11 protein-coding genes are annotated in these 12,504 nt (G+C 40.9%); 7 read left to right on the top strand and 4 right to left on the bottom strand.

Translation table 11 applies throughout. From position 1 onward, the window contains the following. Positions 1-75: 75 nt before the first annotated feature. On the bottom strand, positions 76-633 hold the full coding sequence (locus G4P69_RS23480) for an adenylate kinase family protein (protein ID WP_208351546.1): 558 nt from the start codon (positions 631-633) through the stop codon (positions 76-78). Between the two features lie 349 nt (positions 634-982). Between G4P69_RS23480 and G4P69_RS23475 the strand changes: the two genes are divergently transcribed. Then, entirely contained in the window at positions 983-1,519 is a 537-nt protein-coding gene (locus tag G4P69_RS23475; RefSeq protein WP_208351544.1) for a P-loop NTPase family protein, read from the top strand. Between the two features lie 368 nt (positions 1,520-1,887). Continuing rightward, positions 1,888-2,328 (top strand): dUTP diphosphatase, encoded by a 441-nt coding sequence (gene dut, locus G4P69_RS23470; RefSeq protein WP_310834158.1) that lies wholly within the window; start codon positions 1,888-1,890, stop codon positions 2,326-2,328. A gap of 1 nt (position 2,329) precedes the next feature. Here dut and G4P69_RS23465 read toward each other — a convergent pair whose 3' ends face one another. Beyond that, a complete protein-coding gene (locus G4P69_RS23465; protein ID WP_208351542.1) occupies positions 2,330-2,893 on the bottom strand; it encodes a deoxycytidylate deaminase in 564 nt (187 codons plus the stop codon). A 71-nt stretch (positions 2,894-2,964) separates the two neighbouring features. Between G4P69_RS23465 and G4P69_RS40290 the strand changes: the two genes are divergently transcribed. The 4 genes from G4P69_RS40290 (at position 2,965) to G4P69_RS23445 (ending at position 7,951) form a co-directional block, all read left to right on the top strand. Next, the gene (locus G4P69_RS40290; protein ID WP_208351540.1) at positions 2,965-3,645 is read left to right on the top strand and encodes a CHAT domain-containing protein; all 681 of its coding nucleotides are present in this window, start codon (positions 2,965-2,967) and stop codon (positions 3,643-3,645) included. 12 nt (positions 3,646-3,657) lie between these two features. Then, a complete protein-coding gene (locus G4P69_RS23455; protein ID WP_208351554.1) occupies positions 3,658-5,073 on the top strand; it encodes an AAA-like domain-containing protein in 1,416 nt (471 codons plus the stop codon). After that, the gene (locus G4P69_RS23450; RefSeq protein ID WP_208351537.1) at positions 5,066-7,597 is read left to right on the top strand and encodes an AAA-like domain-containing protein; all 2,532 of its coding nucleotides are present in this window, start codon (positions 5,066-5,068) and stop codon (positions 7,595-7,597) included. Before G4P69_RS23455 ends, G4P69_RS23450 begins: the two co-directional genes overlap by 8 nt. Positions 7,598-7,783: 186 nt before the next feature. Continuing rightward, on the top strand, positions 7,784-7,951 hold the full coding sequence (locus G4P69_RS23445) for a hypothetical protein (RefSeq protein WP_208351533.1): 168 nt from the start codon (positions 7,784-7,786) through the stop codon (positions 7,949-7,951). A gap of 351 nt (positions 7,952-8,302) precedes the next feature. Here the strand turns inward: G4P69_RS23445 and G4P69_RS23440 are convergent, their stop codons facing one another. Further along, positions 8,303-8,950 carry a hypothetical protein gene (locus G4P69_RS23440; protein WP_208351530.1) on the bottom strand — a complete coding sequence of 216 codons (648 nt, stop codon included), beginning with the start codon at positions 8,948-8,950 and terminating at the stop codon, positions 8,303-8,305. A 232-nt stretch (positions 8,951-9,182) separates the two neighbouring features. Then, positions 9,183-10,343: a PstS family phosphate ABC transporter substrate-binding protein gene (locus G4P69_RS23435; protein ID WP_208351528.1), complete on the bottom strand. Its 1,161-nt coding sequence runs from the start codon at positions 10,341-10,343 to the stop codon at positions 9,183-9,185. A 582-nt stretch (positions 10,344-10,925) separates the two neighbouring features. Between G4P69_RS23435 and G4P69_RS23430 the strand changes: the two genes are divergently transcribed. After that, positions 10,926-12,398 (top strand): methyl-accepting chemotaxis protein, encoded by a 1,473-nt coding sequence (locus G4P69_RS23430; RefSeq protein ID WP_208351525.1) that lies wholly within the window; start codon positions 10,926-10,928, stop codon positions 12,396-12,398. Positions 12,399-12,504 lie beyond the last annotated feature (106 nt).

Raw genomic sequence — 12,504 nt, 5'->3', positions numbered from 1 at the left:
CAACGAGGAATCTAAACGTTATTTTTGATTAGGATACAGCTTAATGGTTCCCCTTGTGGTCGATACTTTGACAAGTTACTGATTTAGAGACAAGAGAGTTACGATATTTTGGTGTACCGTCAGTGGACATTGATCACCGTTTATAGTCAATAAACGTCGCTGATGATCGTAATACTCTAAAATAGGGACAGTGCGATCGTAAAATAATTCGACGCGGCGTTGGACGATCTCTGGTTGGTCATCAGGGAGAAAGCAGCCAAGGCAACGACTAACCATCACGGCTTGGGGTACTTGTAAATAAACTGCCCAGTCTAGCTTTTGCCCTAAATCCTCCATTAAAAAATCCAATTCCTCAGCCTGGAAGACACTACGCGGGTATCCCTCTAATACCCAACCATGTTCCACGTCGACTTGTGTAAGACGAGTCCGAATGAATTCAGTCATTATTTCGTGCGACACAAATGTTTTTGTTTCAAGGAGACTTTGCGGCTGGCGACTAAGGTCAGTATAGTTTGCAAACACCCCCCATAAAATTTCATCGATAGAAATTATAGGAATGTCAAAGTATGCGCACAACTTCTGTGCTTGAGTGCTTTTCCCCGATCCTGAACCTCCTAGAATCACCAATCTCACAACAATGTACTCCTCTATCACGCTGTCATAATTACAACTGTGTATATATATTTCGGATAATCAACGGGAAACTCTGAGTCTCTAAGGATTTTCAGAGTTATGTTCCCTGGTTTTTCATTAATCATCTCCCTGATTTTTATGTATTATTTTTTACTCACTTTTTAAGAGACAAGAAAAAAATGTTAAGTTGATTAACCCTTGACTTAACCATAAATATAGTGTTTGACTAGAGGTAAGATTTAGTAAATTGACTACACATTGTTCAAAACAGCTAGATTATAAACGTTGATTTATACTGATAAAGAGCAGTATAAATACGTAAGTTGCCTGTTATTTTTTTTATTTTATTATGGTTGCTCAGTTAGAAACCCCAGGTGTAAATTCAACCGTTAGCTTGTCACGTTCTGTGAAAGGGCTATTACAAATTTTTACCAGTTCGTATCGTAACTTTTTTACAAGTGTCATGGCCCAAGCACTGAGAATTGCTGGTCAAGGTACACCTGTATTAGTAGTGCAGTTCCTGAAAGGTGGTATTCGTCAGGGATATGAGCATCCCATCCAATTGGCACAAAAATTAGATTGGATCCGTTGTAATATGCCTCGTTGTATTGATACACCACATCTAGATGATACTGAACACGAAGCACTCCAAAAATTGTGGCATTATACACAAAAGGTTATTCTTGAGGATAAGTATTCTCTCGTGGTATTGGATGATTTAAGTTTGGCAATTCACTTTGGCTTAATTTCTGAAACAGAAGTTTTAGAGTTTCTTGCCAACCGCCCTAATCATATCGATATTATCCTCACAGGCTCAGAAATGCCTAAATCTATTTTGGATTTAGCAGATCAAGTCACTGAGATCCGTCGCAGTCATGAACCTTAAGCGGGTTTGGAACTATAGCAGTTTTCTATAGTATCCCGTACATTCTAGCCCTCACCCCCTGCCCCTCTCCCAAGTTTGGGAGAGGGGTGCCTGTTAGGGCGGGGGTGATCTGATATCTTGCACCTGGGTTGTCAGCCACCCAGCCAGCGATTTAAATCGCTGGCTAATAGCTAAAGTCCTCTCAAGAGGACTGCTCAAGGATTACAGTCCATTTCAATGGACTTAAGCTATTAGCCCGGAACTTCAGTTCTGGGCGGGATATCGGGCTGATTCACAATGGTGCGAGATGTCAGTGAGGGCATTGTGTATGTCATTAAAATCAGAACTGCTATATACTAGTACTCTGATTTTTAAATAAAACCTTGAGCGTGAAGCAAGAAATCAAAATCAAGATATTAAAATTCAATAAGTCAGCAACGACTCCTAGATATGAACATCCTGGAGATTCTGGGCTAGATTTATTTTCTATAGAGGAACAAGAAATTCCTGCTGGAGAAAGTAGATTGATACGTACCGGGATTGCAGTAGAGTTACCTGTAGGGACTGAAGCTCAAATCAGACCAAGAAGCGGATTAGCTTTAAAGCATGGAATAACTGTACTTAACACTCCTGGAACAATCGATGCAGGATATCGAGGAGAAATTGGAGTGATTTTAATCAATCATGGAAAAGAAACCTTTCAAGTGTTGAAAAATATGAAGATTGCTCAAATGGTTATTACACCAGTTATTCACGCGGTTCTGGAAGAAGAGGAAGAACTGAGTAATACCCTTAGAGGAGCCAGTGGTTTTGGCTCGTCAGGTTTTTAGCCTATTGTTCGTTGTGATCTGATGTAATGGGGTCAACCTTAGGAATAGAGGTTAAATTCACTAGAAAAGAGGCTGCTTTTTCAGCTATATCATCAGAAACTGTTATTTGTTTAAGTGTAATTAAACCTTCTTTGATAAAAGAATCTCTAACAAAGAGACTGTTTCCGGTGTTAAAAGAGGTTTCGTAAACCACTTCACGAATACCAGCAGAAATGATTAATTTTAAGCAAGAAAGACAAGGTTCTAATGTGACGTAAATCTTAGCGTTATCAGTTGCGACACCGTGCTTGGCAGCTTGCGCGATCGCATTGGCTTCCGCATGAACAGCACGAGATGGTAGAGCTTTACTTGCATCACAGCTACTTAAGCCAGGGTAGCAATAACCTTGCGCAGTACAATGAACTGAACCAGATGGAGAGCCATTATAACCAGTGGCTACAACTTGCTTATTTTTAACGATAACTGCACCAACCGGAAAGGCAAGGCATGTTGAACGAGTTGCTGCTAATTTAGCCAACATAAGAAAATACTCATCCCATGTTGGTCGTTGTTCTTCAAAATTCATTCTGTTTCAAAAATCATTTAGAATGCGAGAGAAATAATCTTATGATATAGTCGTCCTGTTTTTTTGACTGAATGGCGAAAAAAATCCTGCTTTTATCTGCCAATCCCACAGACACGAACAAGCTGCGCTTGGATGAGGAAGTGCGGGAAATTGAAGCCTGCTTAGAACGTGCCAAGGGTAGAGAAAAGTTTGAAATCATCTTTAAATTGGCGGTGCGAGTTGATGATTTGCGTCGTGCTTTGTTGGATCATGAACCACACATTGTACATTTTTCTGGACATGGTGCAGCCAGCGAGGGGTTAGCGCTACAAAATAACTCAGGACAAACGCAATTGGTAAGTGGACAATCCTTGGCGAAACTATTTAGTTTGTTTCCCCAGGTTGAGTGTGTGGTACTCAATGCCTGTTATTCTGAGGAACAAGCAGAGGCAATTCACCAACACATTGATTATGTGATTGGGATGAACAAAGAGATTGGGGATAAGGCTGCAATTAAATTTGCAGTCGGGTTTTATGATGCTTTAGGCGCAGGTAGAACTATTGAAGATGGGTTTAAGTTTGGTTGTACATCCATTGATTTGGAAAGTATTCCAGAATCTGCCACGCCAGTATTGAAAAACAGAAAGACTATAAAAGGTGCTGTTGTACCCCAGGATTCGCAACCACGTAAACGGATTTTCATTAGCTATAAACGCGATCTAGAACCAGATGAGCAAATAGCTTTACAAATACAGCAAGCACTGTCACCATAGCACCAAGTTTTCATTGACCAGAATATCTCTGTAGGTACACCTTGGGCTGAAAAAATTGAAGAGGAAATTCGCCAAGCTGATTTTTTGATTGTCTTGCTGAGTGAGCATTCAGCTCATAGTGAGATGGTAGAAACAGAAATCCGCATGGCACATAACTTTGCTCAAGTCCAGTCAGGACACCCCGCCATTCTCCCAGTAAGGCTAGCATACCGTAAGCCGTTTGAGTATCCTTTAAGTGCTTATTTGAATCAAATTAACTGGGCTTACTGGGGTGGTGATAAAGATACACTAAAGTTAATAGAAGAGTTAAAGCAAGCTATTTCTAGCAAAGATTTAAGTATTACTACGCAAGCCAAGATTGATTTACTGCCATTAAACGAACCAATTGATTTACCACGCCCTTACGCTTCTGCGCAACCAGGAGTATTGGAGATTCCAGAAGGGACGATGAAACTCAAATCTGCTTTTTACGTGGAACGGCAGGCTGACACCATTGCCCTAGACACAATTGTACAGGAGGGTGTGACAATTTCTATCAAGGGCGCGCGTCAAGTTGGTAAGAGTTCCCTATTAAACCGGATTATGAAAGCGGCTAGGGATGAGAGTAAGCAAGTACTATTTTTGGATTTTCAACTTTTCGGGAAAGCAGATCTTTCCAGTGATGAGATTTTTTTTCGTCGGTTTTGTTCTTCGGTGAGTGAAGAGCTAGAACTGGAAGACAGAGTAGATGAATATTGGCAGACAAAAGTTAGTCATATTCAACGTTGTACGCGCTACATGAGTCGTTACGTCTTAAAGGAATTGGCTAGTCCATTGGTGTTGGCAATGGATGAGGTGGATAAGGTGTTTGATTCACCGTTTCGCAATGATTTTTTTGGCATGTTGCGTAATTGGCACAACAGTCGTGCTATGAGTGATATTTGGAACAGTCTAGATCTTGTTTTAGTGACTTCTACGGAGCCTTATCAGTTAATTGACGACCTGAATCAATCTCCTTTTAATGTGGGACAGGTGATCGAACTAGAAGATTTTACGTTTGAACAGGTAGCAGACTTGAATCGCCGTCATGGTTCGCCTTTTAACACCAGTGCGGAAATGAAATTGATGGCACTATTAAATGGACATCCTTACTTAGTGCGCAAAGCACTGTATTTGGTTGCTAGTGGACAAATCACTGCTACAGAATTATTTAATAATGCTAGTAGCACCAAGGCATTTGGCGACCATTTACGGCGCTTATTGTCACTATTACATGACAGGGAGGAATTAAAACAGGCTTTACGACAAGTGGTTAACGAAAATATCTGTGAAGATCAGCAAATATTCTGGCGGTTGCGGGGTGTTGGTTTAGTACGCTCATCTGGGCGGGAAGTTATACCCCGTTGTCAGCTTTACGCAGACTACTTCCGGGAGCAGCTACGTGGCTAAGGCAAACATTTACTCTTTAGGTGGTACAGTCCAAGCTAGTAAAGGGACTTACTTAAAAAGGCAAGCGGATGAAAAGCTGTTAGAGTTGTGTCAACAAGCAGAGTTTGCCTACATCCTCACTTCCCGACAAATGGGTAAGTCTAGCTTGATGATTAGTACTGCATCTGAGTTGAAAAAAGTTTCGGTGAAGTCAGTGATTATTGACCTAACAGGAATAGGTACACAGGTGAGTGCGGAACAGTGGTATTTGGGTATACTGCTGAAGATCGAAGAAGAATTGATGCTGGATACGGATGTTGAACAATGGTGGCAAGCAAATAGTAATGTGGGTGTTACCCAGCGATTAACCAAGTTTTTCCAGCATATCTTGCTAGAGGAAGTCACATCCCGTGTAGTGATTTTTGTCGATGAAATTGATACTACCCTTAGCCTTGATTTTACGGATGATTTTTTTGCGGCAATTCGCTACTTTTATGTAGCTCGTGCGCAGAATGCCAAGTTTGAGCGTCTTTCGTTTGTTTTGATTGGGGTAGCAACACCAGGAGATTTAATTCGTGACCCCAAGCGGACACCTTTTAATATTGGACAACGATTAGATTTAACTGATTTTACTTTTGAGGAAGCAATACCCTTGGCAGACGGGTTGGGACTGCCAACGGAGCAAGCACAACAGTTGTTAAAATGGGTGCTGGAATGGACTGGGGGTCATCCTTATTTAACTCAGCGTCTGTGTAGTGTTATTAGTCAGCAGAATAAAGACAGTTGGTCATCAGCAGCATTGGAAGAGGTGGTTAGCAGTACGTTTTTTGGGGCGATGAGCCAGCAAGATAATAACTTGCAGTTTGTGCGGGATATGCTTACCAAACGTGCTCCAAATAAAGACCAGGTGTTAACTGTTTATCGAGAAATTCATTTAGGTAGACATCCTGTTATTGATGAGGAGCAGTCGATTATTAAGTCACACCTGAAGTTATCAGGGGTAGTGCGGCGTGAGGATAATACTTTACGGGTACGTAACCGCATTTACCAACAGGTGTTTAATACTGAGTGGGTAGAGAATGAACTGGGGCAATTACGTCCCTATTCCCAGGCTTTAACTGCTTGGTTAGAGACAAACCGAGAAGATGAATCGCGGTTATTGCGTGGACAGGCTTTGCAGGATGCTTTGGATTGGGCGAAGGATAAAACCCTAAGTGATGACGATTATCGGTTTTTGGCTGCTAGTCAGGAGTTGGATAAGCGAGAAATTCAATTTGCTTTAGCGGAAACAAAGAAAGAAGCACAGCAGATTGTTGCTGATGCAGAACGGAATGCTAAACGCATTACTCGTATAGGTTTGGGTATTTTATCAGTAGCGATTTTGGGGGCTGTTGGAGCAGGTTGGTATGCCCAAAAGTTAATCCAGGATGCACAGACAGCTACTGCTCTAGAACGACAAGGGAATAGCGCTTTACAGCTGTTTAATACCTACCAAATAGACGCGTTAATCTTAGCGATGGATGCTGGGGAAAAGTTACAAAAGCTGGTTGGGAAAAATACCCCTATAGAAAAATATCCAGTTGTTACTAGCCCCATTGTTGCTTTAAATGGCATTTTGGATCATATACACGAGCGGAATCAACTCAAGAGCCATACAGAACTTGTCAGAAACGCCAATTTTAGTCCCGATGGCAAGCAGATCGTCACCGCTTCCTCGGACAAAACCGCCAAGGTGTGGGACAACCAAGGCAAGTTGCTTGCCACCCTCTCTGGCCATACAGAACTTGTCAGAAACGCCAATTTTAGTCCCGATGGCAAGCAGATCGTCACCGCTTCATATGACAATACCGCCAAGGTGTGGCAGCACAGAGGCTTAGAGGAACTATTAAATTTTGGTTGTGAGTGGTTGCATGATTATTTGATAATTAATCCTGAAGAACTGCAAAAATTAGAGGTATGTCAAACACCATCTACATTAAAAGCAGCAGCACCGTTTTTGGTCAAAGTGGGGGAGGAAAAAGCAAAAGCTGGTAATGTTGAGGAGGCTGTTGCTACTTTTAAGACGGCTTTGGAGTGGAATAAGGAATTAAAGTTTGACCCGCACAAAAAAGCACAAGAGCTTGCGAGCAAAGTGAAAGCAGAACGCAAGGTTAGTGAGGGCAAGAGTCTTGTTAAAGACAAGAAGATAAAGGAAGCTATTGCAGCTTATAACGAAGCACAAAAACTTGATCCGCAAGTAGAAATTAGTGCTAAAGATTGGAATAGTCTTTGCTTGAAAGGTAGTTTACATCAATCTGCTAAAGAGGTGATATTTGCCTGTGAAAAAGCTGTGAAACTTGCCCCGAATGATGGCGCTATTCGTGATAGTCGCGGGTTAGCGAGGGCGCTGACGGGTGATTACCAAGGAGCTATAGCCGATTTTGAGGCATACATTGCGCAGACTAATGATAAAGATATGAAAGCACAACGGCAGGGGTGGGTGCAAGATCTGCGGGTGGGTAAGAATCCGTTTACCAAGGATGTGTTAAAGAAATTGGATCGGTGAGCAGGAGCAGTTAGAGAGGGAACATCTCAAATGTATCGGATAGAATTGAGAACTGCTATAGAGCGATCGCGCGATCGCTCCACCTAAAGAAGCTGACACTCGCACCATTCTGAATCAGCCCGATACTCCGCCCAGAACTTAAGTTCCGGGCTAATAGCTTAAGTCCATTGAAATGGACTGAGATCCTTGAGCAGTCCTCTTGAGAGGACTTTAGCTATCAGACAGCGATTTCAATCGCTGGCTGGTTGGCTTGCACGAGAACCTAGCAGCGCGATCGCTCCACCTAAAGAAGCTGACACTCGCACCATTCTAAATCAGCCCGATACCCCGCCCAGAACTGAAGTTCCGGGCTAATAGCTTAAGTCCATTGAAATGGACTGAGATCCTTGAGCAGTCCTCTTGAGAGGACTTTAGCTATCAGACAGCGATTTCAATCGCTGGCTGGCTGGATGGCTGGCTTGGACGATAACCCAGCAGCGCGATCGCTCTACCTAAAGAAGCTGACATCTCGCCCCATTCTAAATCAGCCCGATACTCCGCCCGGAACTTAAGTTCCGGGCTAATAGCTTAAGTCCATTGAAATGGACTGAAATCCTTGAGCAGTCCTCTTGAGAGGACTTTAGCTATCAGACAGCGATTTCAATCGCTGGCTGGCTGGCTGGCTTGGACGATAACCCAGCAGCGCGATCGCCCGCATCCCTCCCTCTATAACATCTTCATCTCTTCTTGCACATCCAGTAAAATTTGCGTAAGTTCATCTAAAACGAAGTTACAATCACTGACTTGTTCTTTTACGTTTAATTGAGAAAGAAATGTTGAATCACTCATCATCTTTTTCCGAGTATTCCCGTCATGTTCTTTTCTCGCAATTCTTTCGTTATGTAAAGCATTAACTAAAGTTTTCTTTGTTTCCTGAAAAGCTTTTATTACCCTATCTTTATCCATTAATCTTGTGGACAATTTACCCGACTCTAATTGATAAAGTTTGTCCATTTTTATCAAAACTCTGTTATAATTATCTACTTTCTGAATTAAGCTTAAAAGAATTCTATACTTTTGTCTTTCTCTCTTATAAATAAAGCTAGCTATAACAAAACTAATGATTAGTGATATTGGGATCGTACTTATAGTAATAAGTGTACCATGCTGAACACATATCCCCCGATTATATTCACAACCAATAGTGACGACAACAAAGAGAATCAAAAAACAATACAAACTTATCCAAAGAGTTAAGTATTTTACTGTTTTCAAGTAACTATTTTTTATTAACTGTAATAATTGAATATTGACCTTCGCTAATTGTTGCAGTTCTTCTGGAGTAATTTCTAACTCTCTTAAATTATAGTTCATAATTATATAGTTGTATTTTTTTTGAGAAAATTGACATAGCAATCCTGAATGAACTCCAAAATAAAAATTATTGGAATTCGCCTCCTAATCCGAGCTATATGAGGTATCAGCTATTCTTCAATCAAAGAAGATAGCCATAGAGTAGTTAATGTTATCGTACAAAACCTGACGGAAAGATGCGCATTAAGGTTAAAACTCTAAACCATCAATATTGATATGCCCATCTACTTAGTTAACGTAAGGGAACTAGCCCTGCTTTTTCAACAATCTGCTGCCCTTCTTGAGTCAGTAACATCTTACTGTATGCATGTCCAGCTAACTCATCAATTGTACCGTCTTGACGAAATACAATAAACAGACGCCGAGTGACAGGGTAACTGCCATTCTTAATTGCAGCAGTATTACTTTGCTGATTTCCATTAATGAAAGGTTGCACATAATTTTGGGAGTTAGCTTTAGCAATAGCAAGGGGACGAATTGATTGTTGCCCAATAAGTGGTGCATTTCCTCCAAAAGAAATTCCGCCTGGCGTAGAGACTACCTTACGGATAGCTTCTGTGTAATCACGAACCAACTGCACTTTAGGACTGATTTGTGCAGCCGCTTTTTTTCCAATCAGATCGCTCAACAAATTGGAAGCGCTAGGATCAATAGTGAAAGGTACAATGGCTAAATCTGCTCCTCCTACCTGCTTCCAGTTAGTGACTTTACCTGTATATATATCTTCAATTTGATCCAATGAAAGTCCAGTAATCCTGATTTCTGGGTGTGTAAACAAGACAAGCATATCTAAAGCCACTGGTACCTGCTTGAGCTTGAAGTTCCGTCGTTCAGCTTTGACATAATCTTGCTCGTCAAGAGGTGCGGCAATCTGAGCGAAACTCAATTCACCATTAAGCAACATAGCTATACCCTTTCTCCCACCTGGTTTATTGTCTCGTGGTTCCGTGTAGCGGAGGTGAAAATTAGGGTGAGCTTTCATAATTGCGTCGTTCAAACCGTGAGTGTTCAGAGAAGCAAACAGAGTCGCACCTCCATAGTTAAATGTACCCCCTGGTACATTCGGTACTTCCTTTATAGAATTGTAAAGTGTGATATCGGAAGGGATGTTCTGAGGGCTGCTATTAGAATTTCCAATAATACTCGAATCGTTGAGAGTGTCTCCAGTTCCGAACAAAGAGTACATTGAGTAACTGACAATCACAAACAGCAACCCAAAACTAAGCCAAATCATCCAAGGCGTAAATCGTTTACCCTTGTTGCTGCTTTGCAAAAGCATATAATCTAAAGGTTTTCCACACTTTAGACAATGCGTAGCTGTAGCAGGATTTGTGTTGTAGCCGCAGTTGCTGCATACTACACTCTTTTGATCGTTGATTTTGTTGTTATTCATCCTGGTTTATAAGAGGTATGTTTGTACTTACGGTATTGCACCCAGGAATTTTTGTTATATTGTACAAATTTACCATTAGTTATTCAGTATGTTTAAAAGTAATACCCATGAATGCGGAGTACTTCTATAGCAATTTATGCATCCGTTGCGAAAACCAATGGTTTGCTGATGTGGAGAGAAAAATTTTGAATGTAATATCTCTACACATTTTTAACTAGTAATTTAGTGTTGCTATATCCCTCAAATCAAATTTTTTCTGATTTTTCATCGCCTTGATTTACTACGGATTACCGGTTTCCTTGAAACTTGTAACCCTTACTAAACAAGGATTTCTAGATTTGAATTGAATCCATTCACGGGTATTGTATTTAAATGTGTGACATCTACCAGCTATTTAATTTACTGTTAGTACAGTAATTCTTTACCTTTTGCTCAGGCAATTGAACGACGAGGTAAGCAGAACTATCTGTACATCAAAAAACCTGATTGTTTTGTTCAATTTATACTTTGTACTTCATTGTCTACTCAATGAGAGCAAGGTAAAAAGTAATGCTTGCGTAACTAGCTTTAGAGAAAAAAATAATGCCAGAGAGAAAAAACGTAAAACACCCTTTGAAAGTTGATCAGATTGTACCAATAGGTTTTGGTATCGTTCTGATATTAATCGGTATTGTTATAACAATTTCTCAAATTTCCAAAGCTAAATTGATCAAAATGCAGCTAGCGAACGCCCAGAAATTTGAGGTTAAGGAACTACTTGCACAAATTGAGAACGATTTAATAGATGGTGAGACAGAGCAAAGAGGATATCTCATCACTCGTGATGAAAACTATTTAGAACGCTATGAAGCTAGACGAAATACTTTTAAAAGGCACGCTGAGTCTTTGAAACAACTAGTCAATAGCGAACAATCTCAAGTCACAACAACTAATGAGATTGTAAACATAGCTCAGAAAAAATTTGCTGAATTGGACGAAGCGATCGCTCTTAAAAAACTTGGAAAAGATCAAGAAGTTTTGGCTGTTTTACAGTCTAAGAAGGGACAGCAGATCACCGATAGCCTCAAAGCTAAGCTTGTTCAAATGAATCAGCAACATCAGCAGATTTTAGCACAAACAAAACAAGCATCAGATCAATTTCAACAATTTTCAACAATATTAGATTGGGGCGGATGGGTTGTGAGTGTAGCGGCGGGGATATCCATCTCATTCTATGTTGTTCGTTGGATCATGCAACCAATTAATGAAGCAGCCAATGCAGTAAGCACTTCTTCCACAAACATTGCTGCTACAATCCTTCAGCAGGAACGCACGATTGTACAACAATCAGCTTCAGTGAATCAGACTACAGCTACAGTTGAGCAAGTGGGCGCGTTTGCAACTGAGTCAGCAAAGCAAGCTGAAACTTCGGCAGAAGGAGTGCAACAAGCACTAACACTCACCGAGAAAGGAGTTTCAACAGTTGCTCTGACAGTTGATGGTATCTCAGAATTAAGAAACCAAGTCATGGCGATCGCAGGGCAGGCTGCACATTTGAGTCAACAGACTTCTCAAATATCTAAAGTTTCTCTTCTTGTTGCTAAGTTTGCAACCCAAACAAATATCTTGGCTCTAAACGCCGAGGTAGAAGCAGTAAAAGCTGGTGAGGAAGCAACAGGCTTTGGGATGATAGCTAAAGAAATTCGTAACCTTGCTGATCAAAGCAATGAGTCAGCTGCTCAAATTAGTCTTTTGGTTGATCAGGTGCAAGGAGCTATAGATTCTACCGTCTTAGTAACCCAGGAAGGCACAAGAAAAGCTGACGATGGTATTAAATTAGCTCAAGAAACAGGTGACGCATTTACAAACATCGCTGATGCTGTCAAAAACATCTTCTTCAACAATGAAAAGATTGTTCTAACTGCAAAACAACAAGCCGCCGCCGTTCAACAGATCATATCAGCCATGAATAATATTAACTTAGGCGCAAAAGAAACAGCAGTTGCTATTACACAAATAAAAAACGCTACTGTAGAGCTTAATGAAACTGTTCAAAATCTTCAGGATTTGATTTAGGTGGAGCAGGAGTCAGGAGTCAGGAGTCAGGAGTCAGGAGTCAGGAGTCAGAAGTCAGGAGTCAGGAGTCAGGAGTCAGGAGTCAGGAGTCAGGAGTTAGAAGTAA

The sequence above is a fragment of the Aetokthonos hydrillicola CCALA 1050 genome, from assembly GCF_017591665.1.
GTDB classification, from domain to species: domain Bacteria; phylum Cyanobacteriota; class Cyanobacteriia; order Cyanobacteriales; family Nostocaceae; genus Aetokthonos; species Aetokthonos hydrillicola.
Note: the sequence above shows the minus strand (reverse complement) of the source record. Positions and strands in the feature narration are given on the sequence as shown.

What these genes read in the sequence shown, in the direction of transcription:
- G4P69_RS23430 (WP_208351525.1), top strand. Translation starts at nt 10,926, where the DNA reads ATGCCAGAGAGAAAAAACGTAAAACACCCTTTGAAAGTTGATCAGATT.
- G4P69_RS23435 (WP_208351528.1), bottom strand. Translation starts at nt 10,343, where the DNA reads ATGAATAACAACAAAATCAACGATCAAAAGAGTGTAGTATGCAGCAAC.
- G4P69_RS23465 (WP_208351542.1), bottom strand. Translation starts at nt 2,893, where the DNA reads ATGAATTTTGAAGAACAACGACCAACATGGGATGAGTATTTTCTTATG.
- G4P69_RS23440 (WP_208351530.1), bottom strand. Translation starts at nt 8,950, where the DNA reads ATGAACTATAATTTAAGAGAGTTAGAAATTACTCCAGAAGAACTGCAA.
- G4P69_RS40290 (WP_208351540.1), top strand. Translation starts at nt 2,965, where the DNA reads ATGGCGAAAAAAATCCTGCTTTTATCTGCCAATCCCACAGACACGAAC.
- G4P69_RS23475 (WP_208351544.1), top strand. Translation starts at nt 983, where the DNA reads ATGGTTGCTCAGTTAGAAACCCCAGGTGTAAATTCAACCGTTAGCTTG.